This is a genomic window from Imperialibacter sp. EC-SDR9, from assembly GCF_902498805.1.
In the GTDB taxonomy this organism is placed as follows: Bacteria; Bacteroidota; Bacteroidia; order Cytophagales; family Cyclobacteriaceae; genus Imperialibacter.
On the sequence record NZ_LR701578.1, the window covers coordinates 165,261 to 185,602 of the forward strand.

The 20,342-nt window shown below is 46.0% G+C and carries 24 protein-coding genes and 1 pseudogene; 13 read left to right on the top strand and 12 right to left on the bottom strand.

Annotated elements, in window-relative coordinates; all coding sequences use genetic code 11:
* Window positions 1–23 precede the first annotated feature (23 nt).
* Window positions 24–941, top strand: coding sequence for a universal stress protein (locus GC130_RS07675; RefSeq protein ID WP_151997696.1), 918 nt, complete (start codon window positions 24–26; stop codon window positions 939–941).
* Here the strand turns inward: GC130_RS07675 and GC130_RS07680 are convergent.
* Together GC130_RS07680 and gpmI are read right to left on the bottom strand one after the other, a co-directional pair.
* Window positions 938–1,510 carry a hypothetical protein gene (locus GC130_RS07680; protein ID WP_151997697.1) on the bottom strand — a complete coding sequence of 191 codons (573 nt, stop codon included), beginning with the start codon at window positions 1,508–1,510 and terminating at the stop codon, window positions 938–940. The genes GC130_RS07675 and GC130_RS07680 overlap by 4 nt on opposite strands.
* Window positions 1,507–3,027, bottom strand: a complete 1,521-nt coding sequence (gene gpmI, locus GC130_RS07685; RefSeq protein ID WP_151997698.1) for a 2,3-bisphosphoglycerate-independent phosphoglycerate mutase — start codon at window positions 3,025–3,027, stop codon at window positions 1,507–1,509. Before gpmI ends, GC130_RS07680 begins: the two co-directional genes overlap by 4 nt.
* 88 nt (window positions 3,028–3,115) lie before the next feature.
* Between gpmI and GC130_RS07690 the strand changes: the two genes are divergently transcribed.
* On the top strand, window positions 3,116–3,583 hold the full coding sequence (locus GC130_RS07690) for a hypothetical protein (protein ID WP_151997699.1): 468 nt from the start codon (window positions 3,116–3,118) through the stop codon (window positions 3,581–3,583).
* Window positions 3,584–3,692: 109 nt separating this feature from the next.
* Complete coding sequence (locus tag GC130_RS07695; protein ID WP_151997700.1) at window positions 3,693–4,079, top strand: DUF4783 domain-containing protein; 387 nt, start codon at window positions 3,693–3,695, stop codon at window positions 4,077–4,079.
* 8 nt (window positions 4,080–4,087) lie between these two features.
* Here the strand turns inward: GC130_RS07695 and GC130_RS07700 are convergent, their stop codons facing one another.
* From GC130_RS07700 to GC130_RS07710, 3 genes are all read right to left on the bottom strand, one after another.
* Window positions 4,088–4,471, bottom strand: a complete 384-nt coding sequence (locus GC130_RS07700) for a type II toxin-antitoxin system VapC family toxin (RefSeq protein WP_151997701.1) — start codon at window positions 4,469–4,471, stop codon at window positions 4,088–4,090.
* Window positions 4,450–4,680 (bottom strand): type II toxin-antitoxin system Phd/YefM family antitoxin, encoded by a 231-nt coding sequence (locus GC130_RS07705; protein ID WP_151997702.1) that lies wholly within the window; start codon window positions 4,678–4,680, stop codon window positions 4,450–4,452. The genes GC130_RS07700 and GC130_RS07705 overlap by 22 nt, the downstream gene beginning before the upstream one ends.
* Before the next feature lie 96 nt (window positions 4,681–4,776).
* Window positions 4,777–7,938: a glycosyl hydrolase gene (locus tag GC130_RS07710; protein ID WP_226940403.1), complete on the bottom strand. Its 3,162-nt coding sequence runs from the start codon at window positions 7,936–7,938 to the stop codon at window positions 4,777–4,779.
* 141 nt (window positions 7,939–8,079) lie between these two features.
* Here GC130_RS07710 and GC130_RS07715 point away from each other — a divergent pair, with 141 nt between their 5' ends.
* Genes GC130_RS07715 through GC130_RS07725 form a run of 3 tightly spaced genes read left to right on the top strand, consistent with a single transcriptional unit; the run spans window position 8,080 to window position 10,968 of the window.
* Window positions 8,080–8,529 (top strand): DinB family protein, encoded by a 450-nt coding sequence (locus tag GC130_RS07715; protein WP_193217804.1) that lies wholly within the window; start codon window positions 8,080–8,082, stop codon window positions 8,527–8,529.
* A 1-nt stretch (window position 8,530) separates the two neighbouring features.
* Window positions 8,531–9,883, top strand: a complete 1,353-nt coding sequence (locus GC130_RS07720) for a neutral/alkaline non-lysosomal ceramidase N-terminal domain-containing protein (protein WP_151997703.1) — start codon at window positions 8,531–8,533, stop codon at window positions 9,881–9,883.
* Window positions 9,880–10,968: a glycoside hydrolase family 3 protein gene (locus GC130_RS07725; RefSeq protein WP_151997704.1), complete on the top strand. Its 1,089-nt coding sequence runs from the start codon at window positions 9,880–9,882 to the stop codon at window positions 10,966–10,968. The genes GC130_RS07720 and GC130_RS07725 overlap by 4 nt, the downstream gene beginning before the upstream one ends.
* On the opposite strand, the gene GC130_RS07730 is transcribed toward GC130_RS07725, so the two are convergent.
* The 5 genes from GC130_RS07730 to rocD all read right to left on the bottom strand — a co-directional run bounded on the left by GC130_RS07730 (window position 10,965) and on the right by rocD (window position 16,215).
* Entirely contained in the window at window positions 10,965–11,417 is a 453-nt protein-coding gene (locus GC130_RS07730) for a biopolymer transporter ExbD (protein ID WP_151997705.1), read from the bottom strand. The two genes, GC130_RS07725 and GC130_RS07730, sit on opposite strands and share 4 nt — an antisense overlap.
* A gap of 4 nt (window positions 11,418–11,421) precedes the next feature.
* Window positions 11,422–11,970 (bottom strand): biopolymer transporter ExbD, encoded by a 549-nt coding sequence (locus tag GC130_RS07735; protein ID WP_151997706.1) that lies wholly within the window; start codon window positions 11,968–11,970, stop codon window positions 11,422–11,424.
* A gap of 59 nt (window positions 11,971–12,029) precedes the next feature.
* Window positions 12,030–12,656, bottom strand: coding sequence for a response regulator transcription factor (locus tag GC130_RS07740; protein ID WP_151997707.1), 627 nt, complete (start codon window positions 12,654–12,656; stop codon window positions 12,030–12,032).
* A gap of 135 nt (window positions 12,657–12,791) precedes the next feature.
* The gene (locus GC130_RS07745) at window positions 12,792–14,810 is read right to left on the bottom strand and encodes a tetratricopeptide repeat protein (RefSeq protein ID WP_151997708.1); all 2,019 of its coding nucleotides are present in this window, start codon (window positions 14,808–14,810) and stop codon (window positions 12,792–12,794) included.
* A gap of 124 nt (window positions 14,811–14,934) precedes the next feature.
* Entirely contained in the window at window positions 14,935–16,215 is a 1,281-nt protein-coding gene (rocD, locus tag GC130_RS07750; RefSeq protein WP_151997709.1) for an ornithine--oxo-acid transaminase, read from the bottom strand.
* An 80-nt stretch (window positions 16,216–16,295) separates the two neighbouring features.
* Here rocD and GC130_RS28565 point away from each other — a divergent pair, with 80 nt between their 5' ends.
* The 7 genes and pseudogenes from GC130_RS28565 to GC130_RS29205 all read left to right on the top strand — a co-directional run.
* A complete protein-coding gene (locus tag GC130_RS28565) occupies window positions 16,296–16,466 on the top strand; it encodes a DUF5522 domain-containing protein (RefSeq protein WP_193217805.1) in 171 nt (56 codons plus the stop codon).
* 76 nt (window positions 16,467–16,542) lie between these two features.
* Window positions 16,543–16,782: a 50S ribosomal protein L28 gene (gene rpmB, locus GC130_RS07755; RefSeq protein ID WP_151997710.1), complete on the top strand. Its 240-nt coding sequence runs from the start codon at window positions 16,543–16,545 to the stop codon at window positions 16,780–16,782.
* A 20-nt stretch (window positions 16,783–16,802) separates the two neighbouring features.
* On the top strand, window positions 16,803–16,985 hold the full coding sequence (gene rpmG / locus GC130_RS07760; protein ID WP_151997711.1) for a 50S ribosomal protein L33: 183 nt from the start codon (window positions 16,803–16,805) through the stop codon (window positions 16,983–16,985).
* A 2-nt stretch (window positions 16,986–16,987) separates the two neighbouring features.
* Entirely contained in the window at window positions 16,988–17,140 is a 153-nt protein-coding gene (locus GC130_RS07765) for a DUF4295 domain-containing protein (RefSeq protein WP_151997712.1), read from the top strand.
* Between the two features lie 216 nt (window positions 17,141–17,356).
* Window positions 17,357–18,313, top strand: a complete 957-nt coding sequence (ftsY, locus tag GC130_RS07770; protein ID WP_151997713.1) for a signal recognition particle-docking protein FtsY — start codon at window positions 17,357–17,359, stop codon at window positions 18,311–18,313.
* 47 nt (window positions 18,314–18,360) lie between these two features.
* Window positions 18,361–18,594, top strand: coding sequence for a hypothetical protein (locus tag GC130_RS07775; protein WP_151997714.1), 234 nt, complete (start codon window positions 18,361–18,363; stop codon window positions 18,592–18,594).
* 129 nt (window positions 18,595–18,723) lie between these two features.
* Window positions 18,724–18,831: pseudogene (locus GC130_RS29205) on the top strand (type II toxin-antitoxin system RelE/ParE family toxin); the annotation flags it as partial.
* Window positions 18,832–19,062: 231 nt separating this feature from the next.
* Here the strand turns inward: GC130_RS29205 and GC130_RS07785 are convergent.
* Both GC130_RS07785 and GC130_RS07790 read right to left on the bottom strand, forming a co-directional pair.
* Window positions 19,063–19,755: a DUF6048 family protein gene (locus GC130_RS07785; RefSeq protein ID WP_151997715.1), complete on the bottom strand. Its 693-nt coding sequence runs from the start codon at window positions 19,753–19,755 to the stop codon at window positions 19,063–19,065.
* Complete coding sequence (locus GC130_RS07790) at window positions 19,736–20,197, bottom strand: DUF6452 family protein (RefSeq protein WP_151997716.1); 462 nt, start codon at window positions 20,195–20,197, stop codon at window positions 19,736–19,738. The genes GC130_RS07785 and GC130_RS07790 overlap by 20 nt, the downstream gene beginning before the upstream one ends.
* Window positions 20,198–20,342: the final 145 nt, after the last annotated feature.

The window sequence follows — 20,342 nt, forward strand, 5'->3', positions numbered from 1 at the left end:
AGTGCCATTATAATCAATCCGTCATGTACCCACTTCACCGAATTCTTGTTTGTCTAGACTTGTCACCCATTGATCAGACTCTGATGGAGTATACGGCTCATCTTTGCAAAGCGCTTCCAGAAGCAAAAGTCTATTTTATTCACGTCTCCAAAAAACTCGAGATTCCTGAAGAGATTAAGAAAATGTTCCCGAACGTCACCGGGCCGGCGGATGAGGCGCTTGAAAAAGGAATCAATGATGAGGCCTCCAAGTATTTTGCGAATAAATGTGACACGCCTTATGAGGCAGTGGTGAAAGATGGCAACGAGACTGAACAGATTTTGAAATGGTCGCAGGTTAAGGAAATAGACCTGATTGTAATGGGGCTAAAAAAATCTTTGAAGGGTGCTGGCACCAATGCAGCAAAAATTACTGCCATCTGCCATGCGTCAGTGTTGTTTGTGCCTGAAAACGCTTCTTTCAAACTGGATAGGGTGCTGGTACCTGTCGATTTTTCCAAAAACTCTGCCATGGCAGTTGATCAGGCCATGGCCTTAAAAAAATTGGGAAATGTGGATGTCCTTCTTCAAAATGTATACAAGGTTCCCGTTGGCTATCACTACACTGGCAAACAGTATGTCGATTTTGCCATCATTATGAAGCACAATGCCGAAAAGCAGATGAAGACATTTTTAAGTGCATATCAAATCAACGAGGAGGATGTAACACAAGTTTTCAACCTTGATGAAGATGACAAGCCGGCTGATGTGATTTTTACGGAGGCCAAAGTGCAAGCCGCCGACATGATTATCCTCGGTTCGAAGGGGAGAACCATGGTCGCTGCCATGCTTATGGGAAGTGTCGCCGTTGAGCTCTTGCGTGTCAACAAAGAGATACCCTATATGATAGTGAAAGACAAAAAGGCAAACATGGGATTCATGCAAGCCTTCAAAAACCTCTAATTGAGCGCTTTTGACTCAATTTGATAGTTTACTGTGTCCTTCATCAATATTTTTTGAAAGCCCTTGATGCTGTAGCTTTCCAAAGTGGACACCCCGTTTTGGGTAGCAAAGGTGGCAGACAGCTCACGACTGTTTTGGTACAATGCGTTTTCCTCTTCGAACCTGCCTGAAAAAGCGACCACATTCCCCTGACTATCATATTCAAGCTTCATCCACTGCACACCAGATTCAACCTCTGGCTTCTTTTTGTAAAGAACGCTGCTGCCATTAGCTAAATTAGCTTTTTCCTCACTGAATGCCCCAACCAGCACAGCTTTGTTGATGTCCATATTAATGAACATAGACAATTCCTTAGTCCATTCAAGGCTATCGAACTTCAGTGTCTTCGTCTCAGTGAGGCTGTCAATAGAGGCTGACTTTTCGAATGAAGTACCCACAATACGATCAGCCTGTGATGTGAACAAGCCAGCCACGTCAAAATAGGCTGTGATTTTTGTCGCTGAGGAGCTGCTTTCACAGCCACTCAGCGCCAGGCCCAACATTAATGAGCCGATAACAATATTCCTCATATAAGTTCTTCGCCAGTCATTTCTGCTGGCTTTGGAATGCCAATCATCTTAAGAATCGTTGGTGCCAAATCTCCGAGTTTTCCGTCCTTAATCGGGCCACGATAGTCGTTGTCTACGAGAATACATGGCACAGGGTTGGTGGTGTGGGCTGTATTGGGTGATCCATCTTCATTGATCATCATGTCGGAGTTGCCGTGGTCAGCAATGATAAATGTGCTGTAGCCATTTTCAAGGGCCACAGTCACAACAGCCTCGGCACAGCGGTCAACAGTCTCTACTGCTTTCACCGCTGCTTCAAACACACCGGTGTGGCCCACCATGTCGGGATTGGCGAAGTTGAGACAAACAAAGTCGGTTTCCTGCTTCTTTAGCTCCGGGATAATGGCATCACGAATGTCTTCAGCGCTCATTTCGGGCTTCAAATCGTAAGTTGCCACCTTTGGCGATGGGCAAAGGAGCCTTTTTTCTCCATCGAAAGGTTCCTCCCTTCCTCCTGAGAAAAAGAAAGTAACGTGGGGGTATTTCTCTGTTTCTGCTATTCTGATCTGCTTTTTGCCATGGGCTGCAAGCACTTCACCTATGGTGTTGGTAAGGTTGTCCTTATCGAACAGTACTTTCACGTCTTTGAAGGTGTCGTCGTAATTGGTCATGGTCACATAGTAGAGTAGCAATTTCTTCATGCCGTGCTCCGGAAAGTCTTTTTGAGTGAGCACCTCTGTAATCTCCCTTCCTCTGTCAGTACGGAAATTGAAGCACAAAACAACGTCTCCTTCTTCTATAACAGCCAGTGGCTGCCCAGCGGCGCCTGTATTGATGATCGGCTTGATGAACTCGTCAGTAACATTTTCATCGTATGAGGCCTGCATTTCTTTCAAAACGTCGCCCGTCTTCTTACCCTCTCCTTTCACCATAGCATCGTAGGCCAGCTTCACCCGCTCCCAACGCTTGTCTCTGTCCATAGCAAAATAGCGGCCAGTGATGCTTGCAATGGCTCCGGCCGTTTTCTTCATATGCGACTGAAGGTCTTTCAGAAAGCCAAGCCCCGATTTAGGGTCGCAGTCACGACCGTCAGTGAAGGCGTGCACAAATACTTTTTCCAGCCCTTTTTCATGGGCCAGTGAGCACAATCCCTTCAAATGCAGGATGTGTGAATGAACACCCCCATCAGAAACCAAGCCAATGAAGTGCACTTTTTTATTGTTCTTTTTGGCATAATCCAGTGCCTTGATTAGCTCCTCGTTATCACCAAGTGTGTTTTCTTCAACTGCCTTGTTGAGCTTTACCAAATCCTGGTACACTACTCTTCCGGCTCCGAGGTTCATATGGCCTACTTCGCTGTTGCCCATTTGCCCGTCTGGCAAGCCAACGAACAGACCTGAGGCCTGAAGCTTGCTGTGCGGGTATTTTTTATAGAGTGAGTCTACGAATGGCGTATTTGCAGCGTCTACCGCAGACACTTTCGGGTTGGAAGCTATTCCCCAACCATCTAAAATCATCAGAATTACTTTCTTATTCATGGAGGCAAATATACGGCTGTCGTTTTTTCTTTTGTAACTCTGGCACGATTATGTTAGCTCCAAAGATTCGTTAACTTTATAATAAGCCATGAAAACCCAAATCCCACTTATTCTTGCACTTGTCATTCAAGCGAGCATCTCCTTTGGTCAAAAACGGCATGAATTTCCCTTAAACTTTCAGGAAGCACAACTTCAAGCAACCGAAGCAAGAGATCTGCTATTGAATAACCTTTCGATTGAAAGGCCAACAACCTTCCCTCAAAAGATAGAAAGGCGTAAGGGTTTTGCATTCTCAGGAAGAGTGAATCAAAATGCGAACATCACCGTGAAAGTTAAAGCCAAAAGTAAGGCTTTTAGCGGTCTACTTAAACAGAAATTTATCGTCTATCTAAAGCAAGAAAAGGACTTCGGGCCGAAAAAAATAAAGCTATTTGAAGAAAGGAAATTTAATGATGCGGTACTCTATTCTTCAACTTTACAAGAAACTGAAAATCCTTCGGCAAGCCCTTTTGCCACAACTTTTGTAAAATATGAGTACTTTGGGATAACACAATAAAAATCAGTGCTCTTAATTCCAACCTACAATCATTGGGAAATAGAATTTATATTAAATATGACTAGTGTTGGCGCAATTTTTGTTGCTCACAACTGTTGAATTCAGAATCATGAAACGGTTTACAATATTATTTCTTTTTACTGCTACCATGGCCTTTGGCCAAACACAAACGGAGGTAGTAGGCAATGTGAAAGCGGCTATTAAAGCTGGCTCTTCAAAAGAGCTTGTGCGCTATTTTAACGAAACTGTCTCGCTGAATGTCGACGGCGAAAAGTCGAATTACAGTAAAACACAAGCCGAAATAATTATGAAGGATTTCTTCAAAGAAAACCCTCCTTCATCATTTGACTATATACACCAGGGAAATTCGAAGGAAGGTTTGCTCTACACCATTGGTCAACTTTCGCACCCCAACGGAACCTACAGGGTTTACATGCTGCTGAAGTCGTTCAATGGCAAGTATCTGGTAGACACGCTTGACCTGACTAAGGAGTAGTCTCCAAATTACCAAACTGCATTCTCGAAGTTTTCTCCAATAAGCGAGTCCTTGGTTACCAGGACAAAATTTTCTAATTGCGCTTGACTTACAATCATTCTATCGAATGGATCTCGTGTCCAGGAATGTTCCATAGCTTTATTCACAAGCACATGCAGCGGGCTGTCCCGATTAGTAAGGGCTATCTCTATTTCCAAACTCTTCAGAACAACATCTGAGGCTACTTTTATCTTTCCTATTTCAAAGAGATATTTCAACTCAAGTCTTACAAATGAAGAATAGTATAGTTTGGATTCTTCTATCACTGAGATTGCTCTCGGCGAAATTTTATTAATTTCCCCCCCATACAACCAGATAACGACATGTGTGTCTAAATAGGCTTCTTGTTCCATTCGCTACTCCAGTCTATATGAACAAGCTCCTCAGCGTCTCCCACAATCACATCACGTTTTTTCAAGTTAGCCAACTTAGAAGCTTGATTTTCCACTACAATTTTGAGGGTTTTTCCCTTTCGTCTTATTTCCAGGGGCTCGCCAGTTTCAGCCACTTGATCAAGTAACTTGTAAATGTTCTGCCTTAGTTTTGAAGTTGTTATACCCATAGTTGATAATACGTACGATAAATATAAATAGTTCGTACGTAAAACAAAAAAGCCAGTACTGCAACTGGCCTTTTTGTCGATCAATAGTTGATATTATCAGCTCCCTAACTTTTCTTCCTTCTTGTCGTTATTCGGAGCCACGTAGGGCACACCTTTCTCTTCCAGCATATTGTTGTAGGCCGGAACATCATCGTTTAAAATTTGCATGATCTCCGTTTTCCTTGTATTCCAGATTTCCTTCAGGTCATCATAGCGCTCCCTCTCGCCGTCTGTAAGCGGGGGCGAATTCCCGTCAATGGTTTGCAAAAGGTCGTACAGCTGGCTATCGAGCATGCTGCGGAAGTTGACCACGTCCTGAAATGTCTCCTGCTTCGGTTGAATCAGTTTTTCTTCAGTCGCTCCCACTTTCTTTATAATGGCCTTGCTTTTGTCATTGATCGATTTGTATTCGTCCGAATCGCCCAGTCTTTCATCCATGGCTTTCAGTTGCTTGCGCACTTGCTGAAGGTCTTTCAGCGATTGGTATATGTCCTCAATGTCCAGCGCTATTCTTTCCAGCACTTGCTGCTTTTCCCGATGCTGCGCCAGAGTAGCAGCGTCCCTAGGGTCAGGAAGTATGTTGAGTGCCTGCTGCATTGTTTTGTCGCCAAAGGTCAGGGTTATTGTGTAAGTGCCTGGGCCTACCATATAGCTCGACATGCCCCCGCCACCAAAGCTTGGTACAAATACGCCTTCGGCTGTCTCGATATTTTCACCTCGTAAGTCCCACTTCAGCACATTCATGCCCGCCTTTTTTGGAAGCTGCTCTGCTTTCTTTTTTGAAGCGCTATTGAAAGTTCGTAAAACCTTACCTTCTGCATCAGCTATTTCAAGCTTTAACAAAGTGGAGTCTTTTTCTCCCATTTCCTTCAGGTGATATCGGATAAGGGCTCCTTTATAAGCGCTTTTGCCAACAGTCACATTAGGTAAATCGAAAGCATTACCACTTTTTACCACTTCCCGTGGTTTATACAAGTAGGCGTCTGTAGTTGCTACCTGCGGGGTCAGTTCCTGCAAAGCAGTGATGTCATCAAGGATCCAGAATGCTCTTCCTGAAGTAGCCGCCAGCAGGTCGTTATGGTGAATCTTGAGGTCAGTTACCGGCGTCATCGGGAAATTAAGCTTGAACTGGCTCCACTGTTGCCCGGCGTCAAAGCTGATGTAAATGCCTCTTTCGGTGCCGGCAAAAAGCAACCCCTTGCGGTTCGGGTCTTCTCTTACGACTCTCACAAATGCCTTTGCGCCGATACCTTTTGTGAGCATTTGCCAGCTTTGACCGTAGTCTGTCGTTTTGTATAAATAGGGAGTGAAATCCCCGAATTTATATTTCGTAAAGGCTACATAAGCTGTGCCGGGGGTGTGTGGAGATACTTCGATAGAGTTAATCATTCCCTCACCTGCCTCTTTAGGGCTAATGTTCGTCCACGTCTTTCCGGCATCTCTGGTAATATGCAATAAGCCGTCATCTGCTCCTGCCCAAAGCACTTTAGCATCATGCGGTGACTCGGCCAGGTAGTAAATAGTATGATAGATTTCGCCACCAGCGGCCTCGTTGGTAATTGGGCCGCCCATGAGCCCCAGCTTTGTGGAATCGTTTCTGGTTAGGTCGCCACTCATTTCTTCCCAGGTCAATCCCCTGTTGGTGGAGCGGAGTACTTTGTTACCTGCGTGATAAATTGTGTTGGGGTTGTGTTGAGAAACAATGATTGGTGCATTCCAGTTGAACCGGTATTTGACTTCGTCCGACGGTTCGCCCAGCCCGCTTTCCGGGTAGGCTTTTATTCCTTTCGTTTTTTTGCTGGCCAGGTTATACTCATCGATAATCCCCTGATAGCAGCCTGCATACATCAGTATTGGGTTGTTAGGGTCAAATGCCACATAAGCACTTTCGCAGCCGCCTACGCCGGCAACCCAGTCTTGCCATTCAATCACTGGCCCATTAGTGCTGCTTGGAATCGCCACTGAAGAGTTATCTTGCTGGCCACCATACACCCAGTAGGGGAAACGGTTGTCAGCATTAATCCTGTAAAACTGTGCAGTGGGTTGGTTCTCAATCGTACTCCAGGTTTTGCCAGTATTAAAGGAAATAGCAGCGCCGCCATCGCCGCCATAGACCATATTAGCGGGCCGGGCAGGATTGATCCAGATAGAATGAGTATCTCCGTGGGGTACCGGCAAGCTGACAAAAGATTTTCCTCCGTCGATGCTTCTGAGCAGCGGGGCATTCATCACGTAAACCACATCTGCATTTGCCGGGTCGGCTTGAATATGCATATAGTACCACGAGCGAGCTCTCAGCACCCGCTCTTTATTCATGTTTTTCCAGGTTTTGCCGGCATCATCCGAACGGTACAAGCCTCCTTCGTCCGATTCGATAATCGCATACACTCTTTCGGCGTCGGCTGGCGAAACTGACACGCCAATCTTGCCCATCACCACTTTTGGCAGACCTTCTGAAAGCTTTTCCCAGGTTTCGCCGCCATTGACGCTTTTGAATATGCCGCTTCCAGCGCCTCCGCTTCTCGAATACCAAGGCAGCCGCTGATGATCCCACATGGCTGCGTAAAGAATCCTGGGGTTCGACTCGTCCATGCTCAAGTCACTCACACCGGTGAATTCGTTGACAAAATGCACGACCTTGAAGCTTTTGCCACCATCGGTGCTTTTGTAAACGCCCCGGTTGTCGCTTGGTCCATACGGATTACCCTGAACGCCCACGTAGATTAAATCTGGATTGGTGGGGTGTACAGCAATTTTAGAAATGTGCATGGAGTTCTCCAACCCGATGTGGCTCCAGGTTTTTCCGGCGTCAGTCGATTTGTAAAGGCCGTCGCCACTGGAAGTCATCACCCCACGAATAGGTGCCTCGCCCGTGCCAACGTAGATGACATTTGGATCGGATGCGGCTACAGAAATTGCCCCGATCGTTCCGGTGTTGAAAAAGCCATCAGTAATGTTTTTCCAGGTAATGCCGGCATCGGTTGTTTTCCATACCCCACCACCAACCGTGCCCATATAGTAAGTTTGGTCGTCGCCCAACACACCGGCTACCGCTGTGGACCTGCCTCCTCGTGTAGGCCCAATGTTTCTCCACTCAAGTCCGGCGTAAAGCTTTTCATCCAGCGCTACTTGTTCTGCTTTCTCTTTGGCGCCCTTCTTTTGCGCAAAAAGCATGGTGGGAATAAGTGCCAGAAGAATCAATAGATTTCTCTTCATCATGTTAAGGTTGGTTATATGGCTAAGTAAATCGTTCGTTTGAAGTAGTATTTTCTTCCAATGTCTTAATTTCGGGTCTAAAGCCCAACACCACTCATAGAACTGGCCGGGAATTTTAGTCTTTGAATACAAAAATAAGAAGCGATGGAAACTGTTGTTAAAGATTTAATGGAGCTTTTCGAAAGAGATATAGATAGGCTACAGAAAGAGCTCGAATTGACACCCGATGCTGTTTTGTGGAAAACCGTAGGGCAAATCAATAATTCGCCCGGCAATCTTTTCCTCCACCTGGCAGGCAACCTGCAACACTTTATTGGCGCAGTTATTGGCAAAACACCTTTCGTAAGAGACAGAGAGGGGGAGTTTGGTAAAAAGGGACTTCCCAAAAGCGAGCTAGCGAGTGAGCTACAGGCAACAAGAAAGGCTGTGCTTGAAACGCTGGCTAAAATGACGTCAGAGCAACTGCACAGCAACTACCCTATTGAGGTTTTCGGCAAGCCAATGACGACGCAAAACTTCCTCATACACCTTAGTGGTCACCTTAACTACCATTACGGTCAGATCAATTACTTCCGCAGAATAGTGGCTAGCTAGTATGAAGCGCCTCCTCAAAGTACTGGCGTGGGTGGCAGGCGCTGTTTTAGTACTGGCGTTAAGCCTGCTAACGACGATTGACAGGACTCCCTATCAGGAAATGTCCTACTATGCGGCCATGCATGCCAGGATGGACTCTTTGGAAGCTGCCTATGAAAATACGAATGGCGATACGCTGCAAGTAGGCTGGGCAGAGGCGTCGCTGGTTTACACGGAATCAATTCCATTGGCTGGATATGGGAAAAGAAAAGGCGCTCACTTTGAGGGCGTTCATGATTCTGTGGCGGTGAAGACGATGGTATTTTCTAACGGAAAAACAAAAGCGGCAATCGTAAGCCTTGATCTTCTTATTACACCACCAGAGGTAGTCATCAGACTTAGAAAGCTCCTGCCAACGCTGGGCTATTCAATTCAAAATACATTTTTCACCGCAGTACACTCGCACTGCAGCATTGGTGCCTGGAGTCCCGGATTGACAGGAAAGTTGTTTGCAGGCACCTACCAACCGGAAGTAGCTGATTTTATTGCTGAAGCCGTGGTACAGAGCATCAAGGACGCTGAAGAAAACAAAGAAAAAGCCAGAATCGGCTTTGCCACGTTCGATGCCGGGGAGCTCATTTACAACCGCCTCGTGAAAGAAAAAGGCTCTATTGACCCCTGGTTCAGGGTGATGAAGGTGGTGAAAGACTCCGGCAAAAGTGCCTTGTTTACCACGTTTGCGGCGCATGCGACCACGCTGCCCTCCAGCTTCCTGGCCTTGTCGGCCGACTACCCGGCTGCATTGCGAAAAACGTTTGTCGCCGACTCCCTGGCCGACTTTGTTATATACGGTGCTGGTGCTGTGGGCAGTCAAGGGCCCAATAGTCCAAAAGGAATTGACGGATGGGACAAAGCTGAATACATTTCCGAGCACCTTGCGGATCAGTTTGCGCAAATTAGCTTTTTAATACAGCCGGGATACGTTACGTCGATTTCGAGTGGATACTTGCCATTGGAGCTGAGGCAGCCAAGTTTCAAGGTTTCCGAGAGTATTGCCGCCCGGCCGTGGGTGTTCTATTGGTTGTTCGGCGACTATGACTCCGGCATCAGCTATTTGAAGATTGGAGACAACCTTTTGGTCGGCACACCTTGCGACTTTTCGGGAGAGCTAATGGCACCACTTGACAGCATGGCCCGGGCTCAGGGACAAAACCTGATGGTCACCAGTTTCAACGGCGGTTATATAGGTTACATTACCAAAGACGAGTGGTACGATTTAAACAAATACGAAACCAGAACAATGAACTGGTTTGGACCTTATAACGGCACTTACTTTTCCGAAGTCATTGGCGATATAATCGACACCACTAAATGAAAAACATTTATAGCTTATTAATATTCCTCTGTCTGTGTGGCAACGTAGTGGCGCAAACAGACAGCCTCGACATTATGATTGGCCAAATGATCATGATTGGTCTGGAGGAAAGGCAGTCCATAAAAGAAGGAGATGTGCTGCTGAAAGCAATTGAAGATGGCAAAGTGGGCGGCGTGATATATTTTGAGAAAAATCTGACCAAGACCAATACTGCCGAGAATCTCCGACAGCTCAACAATACGCTAAAATATGCCTCAGGTATTCCTCTTTGGATTGCGATTGACGAAGAAGGCGGAAGGGTGAACCGGCTTAAGCCAAAATATGGATTCGTTACCACTCAATCAGCACAAGAGCTGGGCAAGCAGGGCGTTCCCGACAGCACCAACGCACAGGCCAGGCGCATGGCCGAGCAATTGCGAGAACTAGGGTTCAACCTCAACTTTGCCCCTTCAGTGGATGTGGCTGTGAACCCCGACAACCCTGTCATCGTAAAGCTCGGCAGGTCTTTCAGCAGCAATGCTGATTCAGTGGCCTTGCATGCAGCTGCTTTCATCAAAGCACATCAGGAGGAAGGCATTGTCACTTCCATCAAGCACTTTCCCGGCCACGGCAGCTCCAGCAAGGACACGCACAGCAGCATGGCCGACGTGAGCAATAGCTGGCAATTTGACGAAATCAGACCTTTTAAGCTGCTTATTGACGAGGGCCGCCTGGACGCCGTGATGTCGGCGCATATTGTGAATGCACACCTCGATCCTGATTCTCTGCCAGCCACACTTTCAAAGAAAATTGTTCAAAACATCCTCAGAGACTTTATCGGGTTTGACGGCGTTGTTTTCTCCGACGATATGCAAATGCACGCCATCAGCAAACACTATGGCATGGACAAAGCCATTGAGCTGGCTATCAACGCAGGAGTGGACATGCTGCTGATTTGTAACAACGTGGGGCAAACAGAAAGATATTCGGCGAATCAAATCCATCAGATCATCCGAAGCAAGGTGGAAAATGGAGAAATCCCAAAGGAAAGAATCAAGCAATCTTATGACAGAATAGTGAAGCTGAAGAGGGCCAGAGGATATTAAATATTTTCCTTCGACCTGTACAGCACCTTTCTTGCATTCGACTTTCTCAGTTCCTGTTGTATATCGGCGATCAACCCCATCTTCACTGCTTCATCAGCCTTCAGCACAATGATCATCTGGTCTTTGTAAGCCTCCGGTAAGGTAGCCTTTTCCTGGTTGACCCACTGTACCAACTCGTTGATCTTCAAGTAGTGGCTTCCATCGGAGATCAAAGGCTCCGAGCCTAGCCGGGCATTGGCTGGCAAGCCCACCTGAAGCTCCCTGATGAGGGTCTTCATTTCAGCCTTGTTGATATGCTTCGCCTTGGGCACTTCGTACTTTACGAGCTTTTCGTCTGTTCTGATGACAGCCGTTACCATAAAAAAGAACAGCAGTAAGAAGACGATATCAGGAAGCGACGCCGTAGAAATCTCGGCATTCACACTGGTTTTTCTTTTAAATGACTTCATGGCGCTATTTGTTTGGTTCTGCAATGGATATGTTCATCGGTATCCCTTCTTTACCCCTCTCGTATAAGGCTAGCTGCCGGGGGTTGTCCAGGTCGAGATGTCTGTACTGGTCACCAGATAATCCTACCCTTTCCCCATATATATCGTAGTAAGCACCTTTCAATTCGTCCAGCACACCAATAAAAGCTGCGTAGTCTGTACCACGGTTTGACTTTAGCGATACAATGGCCTTTTTGGGAGACTCGGCCAGGTCGCTGGCTGCGGCAGGGTTCAAAATGAACATTCTCACTTCTTCCTTAAGCCCAGCAAGATCTTCTCTTGGTTCGTCCTGGATCAAAAACTGGTTTTTGGAGTTGATGCTTATTTTGAAAAGGTTCCTGTCATTCACTGGCATCGCCTCCTGCTTTTCCTTATCAGGCGGCAGCGTAATCATGAGCCCTTTCTCCTGAAGGATGGTGGTGGAGACAAGAAAGAATATGAGAAGCAGAAAAGCGATGTCCGCCATTGAGCCTGTATTGACTGGCTCCTGATTTAGTTTTCGGGTGATTTTCATAGCCTTTTTTACTCTTATAATAAGAGAAAGGCTATAAAGTCACATTATCGCTGGTTTTTCTATACCAGATTGTTCGCATAAGCAAACTTGATCAGGCCAACAAGAGAGTTAGTCTTGGTTTTTCGAAAGATATTTTTGCGATGGGTTTCCACTGTGCGTTCACTGATGAACAGTTCTTCAGCAATGTCCTTATTCGTATACTCTTTCGCAATCAGCTTCAGTATTTCCCTTTCCCGCTCGGTGAGCAGTTTTCCCTCATCGGGGTTTTGCAAGTTTTGTATTAGCAGCGTATTAATCTCATTACTCAGATAAGTTCTGCCAGCTCTAATTTGATCGAGAGCCGCAATAAGCTCCTTTTGTGAGTCCTTCTTTAGCAAGTAACCCTTAATGCCCTCCTTTAGAATTTCCTTTACCAGATGCCCTTCATCGTGCATACTCATGATGAGAATTTTTACCTCTGGTCTTATGCGTTGCATCACTTTTACCAGCCCCAGGCCATCCATTCCCGGCAAGCTGTAGTCCGAAATGAGAATATCAACCGGTTCATTCTGAAGGTATTTCAATGCATCCTCGGCGGTAGAAGCTGTGCCAGCGACTTCATACTCATCGGTAGCATTGAGCAACGACTTGACACCATCCATGAGGATAGCATGGTCATCGACCAGGTACACCTTTGTTCTATTCATTTTTCTAGTCCCGCTAAACTTCCGGATGAATTTAGAGGAAATATTGCTGAAAGACTTCATGTCCGAAAATTAGTCCGACAATCAGTTTTTCAACATCCCCCCGGCAGGTGATTTTGCACTACGTACCACCCCTTACTAAAACAGCGCATAGGTAAGCAATGTTTCCACTTTGTTAGCGCCCGTTTGCGATTGATCTCCCTTTAGAATAGCCGGAACGTTCACCGTTAGCATTGTACCTTTTCGGCCTGGGGCCGTGTCCAGATCAATTGTCCCTTTCATTAGATTAGTACGTGACTGTAAGTTTTTCCAGCCGTTTCCCTGGCCCATCTTTAATATTTTTTCATCGAAACCCATACCATCATCTTCGATAGTAAGCGTTATCTCTGCCTCGTCACGTGTGATTTGAATAAAAAGGTTTTTGGCATCGGAATATTTGAGGATGTTGTTGGTCCACTCTTGCACGATTCGGTACAAGGATATCTCCTGAATATCGACTAGTCGTTCGTCCAAATCAAAGAAATGACTTTCGGCCCTAAGCTTGCCTGTGTGATTGATTCGTGCCACCAGCTCATTGACCCCAACGGGCAATCCGTGTTGAATCAACGCTTTGGGCATTAAGTTAAAGCATACGTTTTTCAACTCACCATACATGTCGTTGAGCACCGATACCGATTGGTCAAACATTCGCTGTCGGTCGGCTGAAGCAGAAGGGGGTGCTGCCGACAGTGAATCGACATTCATTTTCAATACCGAAATAAGCTGGCCAAAACTGTCGTGCAAGTCCTCGGAAAAGCGCTTTCTTTCCCCTTCCACGGAGCTGATCACGGCCCTTAGCAATTCCTCTTGCTTAGCCAGTTTTTCCTCATCCAACTTTCTCTGGTAGCTAAGCTTGGTTCTGGCTCTTACAAGCAGGCCGAGTACGAAAAGCAAAAGTAAGGCGCCTCCAAGTGCCAGTTGGGCGACCCTGCTTTTTTGAATCTCAAGATCTTTTTCGACAAGAGAAAGACGTTGCAGCTCAAGCTCCCGATCCTTTTTTTCGGTTTCGTATTTTGCTTCGAGCTCCAGCGTAGCTTTGGTTTTTTCTTCTTCAAAAGCTTTGTCTCGCAAGTCGATGTACTGTTGCTGGTAGGCAAAAGCTTTTTCATAGTTGCCTAGCCGCTGCTCACATCTGGTGATAATTACCAATGCCTGCATCAGTACGTCGCTGGCTTTGGCAGAAGACGCCAGGTGGTATGCTTCTGTGGCATGAGCCAATGCCCTGGTGTATTCTCCCGACGCCAATTCGTTGCCTGCGAGGTTCTTTAGCGTAAAAGCCACCTCAGCTGTGTTGTTGTTATTTTTATGCAGTACTAAGGCCTGTTTGTAATAATCACGGGCAACCGAAAGCTCCTTCAGACTGTCATAAGCGATGGCCAGGTTGCCTAGCGAATAGGCCATGAGCCTGCTGTATCCGAGGCTTTCGTAGCCCTGGAGCGATTTTTTGGCAACCTCAATGGCTTGGGTGTAGTTTCCCAGAATAATAAGAATGGAGGCTATGTTTCCCTGCACCACTGATGAGCCGAAAACCGATTGTTCGTTTTCGTAAATTTCGAGTGCCCGTTCGTAGTAAGTGAGCACTTTGGCATAGTCCTTTTGTTTTTTGTACACGATGCCAATGTTGCCAAGTACCATGGCTTCGGAGAAAAGGTCATTTACGGCTTCGTACATCCTTAGGGCCTGAAAGTAGTTGGTCAGCGCCATTTCATCTTTGCCGAGCTGGTCATACACCATGGCAATGTTGTTGAGTGATGCGGCGATGTCGGTAGTATCGCCAAGCGCCTGCTTGATGACCAGGGACTTATTGAAAAAAAGCAGCGCACTGTCAAAGTTGCTGGTGGCTTCATAAACAGCACCAACCGACTGAAGTGATAGCGCCTCTCCTTCCAGATAATTAACTTCCGTGGACAATTTGAGGGCGGATTTGGCGAGCTCCATCGCTTTTGTAGTATTTGCTTGCCGGTAATGCCAGGAAATGGCGTTGAGAGTCGATATTTTGTCGCTGCCCGCTTGTTGTGGCAGAACTTTCTCCAGGCTGTCAAGTTCGGCGTTTTGCGCCAGTAGGGGCGCCCCTCCTAAAAGCGAGAAAACAAAAAATAACAAGACCCTTAGGCTCATACTAACTGTTGGCTGTAAACCCCTAAAGGTATATGAGTAACATGGAATTGCAAATGCCCCTTATGGGGTATAAGCCAACCCTGTTGCTCAAGTGTAAAAACAAATCGCAGCAGTAATTTGCCAATCAGCTTTTTTGCTCGAACTCCCGGATGGTTTTCTCAATGATGTCACAGCACTCATGGAGTTGTTCTTCCGTCATTACCAACGGCGGAGCAAAGCGGATAATATTGCCATGGGTAGGCTTGGCCAGCAGGCCATTGTCCTTCAGGGCGACGCAAATGTCCCAGGCTGTGCTGCTGTCTTCTGTATCGTTGATGAGAATGGCGTTGAGCAGTCCCTTGCCCCGCACCATTTTCACAAGCTTTGTTGTCTCAATGAATTTGCTCATTCTTTCACGAAAGACTGCCCCCAGTTGGCGGGCATTCTGCGCCAGCTTTTCCTCTTTTACGACGTCTAGCGCCGCCATGGCCACCTTGCATGCCACTGGGTTACCACCGAAGGTAGAGCCATGCGTGCCGGGGGTGAGCACATCCATGATGCGGTCATCGGCAAGAACGGCAGACACCGGATAAGCACCACCCGACATGGCTTTGCCCAGGATGAGAATATCAGGCTTTGTATAAGTGGCAGGCTGTCGCTCGCAATTGCCTTCACACGAGCAGTTGCCGCAAACTGCCAGCAAACTGCCAGTACGGGCGATGCCCGTTTGAATTTCATCGGCAATGAAAAGAACGTTGCTGGCTTTGCACAAAGCAGCGGCTTCTCTTATATAGGTGTCGGTTGGTGTGTAAACTCCTGCTTCACCCTGAATAGGCTCCACCAAAAAGCCGGCCACATTGGGGTCTTTCAAAGCTTCTTTTAAAGCATCTATATTATTGTAAGGGATCTTTACAAACCCTGGTGTAAGCGGCCCAAAGTTTCTTCTGGCCCCCTCATCGCTGGAAAAAGACACGATCGTAGTGGTACGGCCGTGGAAATTCTGTTCACAAACTATGATTTTAGCCTGATCGGCAGCAATGCCTTTCTTCTCATAACCCCACTTCCGACAAATTTTAAGCGCAGTTTCTACGCCTTCAGCGCCAGTGTTCATTGGCAGCACTTTTTCGAAGTCAAAATACTCAGTGGCATATTTTTGAAAGGCACCAAGGGCATCACTATAAAAGGCCCTTGAAGTCAGTGTCAAAGTCTCTGCCTGTTCTTTTAAGGCGCCGATAATTTTTGGATGGCAGTGCCCCTGATTAACTGCTGAGTAAGCCGAAAGAAAATCGTAGTACTTCTTTCCTTCAATGTCCCACACAAAGACTCCTTCTCCCCTCGAAAGCACGACCGGCAACGGGTGGTAGTTATGAGCTCCATACTTGTTTTCCAGCTCCATCGCTTCTTTGCTACTCATTGTCTTGATCATATCTTTGACTTTAGGATTGAACAATTGCCTGTTGGGCAGGGTTTCAAAGGTAAATAAAAGCCCCTAGACCGAAAAAGGCGATGGAGAAAGAATCAGCAAAGAGGGTTGAGTACGGGTTAAAGACCGAAGATTATTACCACACCAAAGAGGGGTTCCTTGTCTTTACAAAGGAATACCATCTGAAAAGAGGCTATTGTTGTAAGAGCGGATGCAGACACTGCCCTTACGACTACAAAAGAAAAGATGCATAATTATTCGCCCTCGTTTGTTGGTAATCAAATTTTTCCGATATTTGCAGACCCATTTCAAAAATACACTTATAAGACAATGGCGAGAGTTTGTCAGATAACCGGAAAAAGCACACGTGTGGGAAACAATGTTTCTCATGCAAACAATAAAACGAAGCGCAAGTTTTACCCAAACCTGCACACAAAGCGTTTTTTTATCCCTGAAGAAAATCTTTGGATTACGTTAAAGGTTTCATCAACTGCTTTAAGAACCATCAACAAGAATGGTATCAGCGCTGTTTTGAAAAAGGCGAGAGCTAAGGGCAACGTAGTATTTTAAGCTAGAAGAATAGAATAGTCATGGCTAAGAACAAAAATAGAGTTCAGGTAATACTAGAGTGCACAGAGCACAAGACGACTGGTCTTCCAGGTACGTCACGTCACATTACCACAAAAAACAGGAAAAATACTCCTGAAAGACTTGAGATGAAGAAGTATAACCCCATACTTCGTAAGTATACTGTCCACAAAGAAATTAAATAATCATGGCAAAGAAAGTAGTTGCAACCCTGAAGAAAGAAGGTGGCAAAACCTATGCGAAAGTGATCAAGGCTGTAAGGTCTGAAAAAACTGGTGCATATACTTTCCGTGAGGAAATGGTTCCTGCTGACCTCGTAAAAGATACACTAGCGAAATAAGCTAGTCAACAGTACTTATTGACAAGAAAGTCCCTTCATGGGACTTTTTTTGTTACCAAAAGACGGCAGTCAACCCCTGGCGCCTGCATTATTTTTTCAATAATAACCAAACGCAGAATCATTTTCCGGTGGTTTAAGTTTGAAATTTGTATTTTCCGTTGGCTAAAGGAGATGCTCATTGTGCAACTCCGCAGTCAATAAGCAACCCTATTATATATGGCTTTATTTGGATTCATGTCCAAGGACAAAAAAGAGTCACTGGACAAAGGACTGGAGAAAACGAAGGAGAATTTTTTCTCGAAGCTCGGCAAGGCGGTAGCCGGAAAGTCGACGGTAGACATAGATGTGCTCGACGAGCTTGAGGAGGTACTGGTATCGTCAGATGTTGGCATTGAAACCACAGTAAAAATAATTGACAGAGTGGAGGCAAGGGTGGCCAAAGACAAGTACCTGGGCACATCCGAGCTGAACGTTATTCTGAGGGAGGAGATTGCCGGGCTGCTCTCCGAAAACAACACTGAGGATGTTGAAGATTTTGAATTGCCAAAAGATAAAAAGCCATATGTGATCCTGGTGGTGGGTGTCAACGGCGTGGGCAAGACTACCACTATTGGCAAGCTTTCACATCAGTTCAAGCAGAAAGGATATAAGGTGATATTGGGCGCTGCCGACACTTTCAGGGCAGCAGCTGTAGATCAGATCAAACTTTGGGGGGAGCGTGTTGGTGTACCCGTGGTAGAGCATGGTATGAATACCGACCCGGCCTCGGTGGCCTTCGATGCTGTTAAAAAGGGCGTAGACGAAAAAGCTGATCTTGTCATTATTGACACGGCAGGACGCCTTCACACGAAAGTGAACCTGATGAATGAACTTTCCAAAATCAAGAAAGTGATCCAGAAGTTCATTCCAGATGCCCCACATGAGGTAATGTTAGTACTGGATGGCAGCACTGGCCAGAATGCTTTTATTCAGGCACAGGAGTTTACAAAAGCGACAGATGTAACCTCCCTGGCCATCACTAAGCTGGATGGCACGGCCAAGGGTGGTGTCGTTATTGGTATTTCAGATCAGTTCAAGATTCCGGTGAAGTATATTGGTGTTGGCGAGAAAATGGAGGAGCTACAGGTTTTCAACAAAATGGCTTTTGTGGAGTCGTTCTTTACAAGGAATTGAAAAAAGCTATTTTAGTAATGTTTTGTAGATTTGTTTAAAGCGTTGTTATGGCAGAGTATATTATCAGCGTTGACGAAGAGAGCAAAAAAGGCAAAGCTTTATTAGAAAATGCTCAAGAGCTAAATATTGCGAAGCTTCGGGCATATACTGAGGAAGGTGAGGATGACGCTTTCGCTGACTTGTTGGAAGAGGAACTCAAAACTAAGGAGTTCGTATCCAAGGATATGATTGTGAAATCATTGAAAGCGAATGAAAGTAACCTGCGGAAAGAGACTACTTAAAGACATTGATTCGATCCAAACGCTGTCTGTTAACCTGCTCCTCCAGGAAACTCTTGAATTAATAGAATCAGCACAAACTATTCGTGATATTCCAAACATTAAAAAAAGCTCAAGGGTCATAAAGGCTTCTTTCGGACGCGGCTCGGCAACTACCGACTGGGAATCCACGTTGATGGCGAACGTGTAACAATACTGCGATTTTTACATAGAAAAGAGATTTATAAAAAATTTCCTTGAGTTCCCTTTTCCAGTCGTTTACCTACTTTAACGTGAGTTCGATATAAGAATGTAACAAAACATCACCGAGGGGCGTCATTGCGGAAATTTTCTTCAGATATTTTTCTCATCTGAAGAAAATTATCCGCAATCTCTGCCCCCAAGACATTTGAGATTCCGGACAAATATTGGCCTGTTTGAATTCTAGGCCAATATTTTCCGGAATGACGACATTTTTATATCGAACTCACGTTACTTTAACTTTTTCTTGGAATCCTTCGGCCGCAAGGGAACGGCTTTGTCTCTGAAAGCCAGCTTGTAGTAGATGTGGTAGCCGAAACCAAAATTTCCGCCATCGGTCACTACCCCATAACCGGGCACAGTATACGGAATGAGTGTTTCTGCTCCCTTTGTCTTTTGCCCAAACTTGCCCCGCAGGGTGTAGCCCATGTAAAACTGCCTCCACACCTTCACTTTCATGCCGAACACAGCCTCTATCCAGTAGGCACTGAGCCCGGCATTCGTCACGTCCACACTGGCAGGGCCCCAGTACGGCACCGCATAATCGAATGCCAGCGACTCGTCGAAAGTGGCGTGCGCATACCTTAGCCCGAAAAAAACAACGTCTTTGTTTGGGTTGTAAGGAGTCAGGTTAACGTCGACCCCGGCCCGGTAGAATGTGCCATTGGTGGTGTGTGTAAACCCTTCTGCCGAATTGTCGATCTCTTCTCTTCCCAGATCCAGTACAAAAAAGTATTTGTTGAAATCAATGTCTGCCTGAATCTCCTGCCGATTATAGCCATCAGTCAGGGCTGTTTTTGCAAGGCCGAAAACGTCCGCCCCCACCCTAACCGCTGAAGGACGCCAGTCTTCATCCTGGGCCCTGCTGATTATGGGCAACAGTAGCAGAAAAAGCAAAAGTGGGCTAGCGGTAGATTTTAACATTAACTTCTCCAAGTAGGGTAAGTTCTGGCTTGTTTACAATGACGGAGTCGTAAAATCCTTCAAACCCAGTCGTAAGGTTTTGAAACCTGAACCGGGGGCCACATTCTGGCGAAATCAGGTATTCCTTTCTATCGTACATAAAGGTCACTGAGTTGCACGTATCGTTGAGGCAGAAATGGTAAGTGGTGCTCGCTGCTTCGGGGTTTACGTATAATCCATAAATTGAAAGCGTTGTGTCGGCATAAAGCAAAGTGTCCGCATCATCGGCCCAAAGCGAGTCAAGCTGGACAGATTCAACGGTTTCAACACCAGCGTCGTTAACCGTGTAAAAGCTTGCCGTTACATAAGGCAGGTAAATATCTGAGCAGGAGGGGTCGGGTGCACAGGCAGACCAGCCCAACACAAAAATTAATAACCAAAGATGCCAGGAAAATTTCTTCAAGATCATATCGACTAACCCAACTGCAAAAATAGAATTTATTGTTGGATACGTAACCCTATTCCAAATTTGAATAGGAGCTATCATACTAAACGCAACACTTTTGCCAACGGGTAACTAACACCACCGGAAATTGTTAACTTGCGAG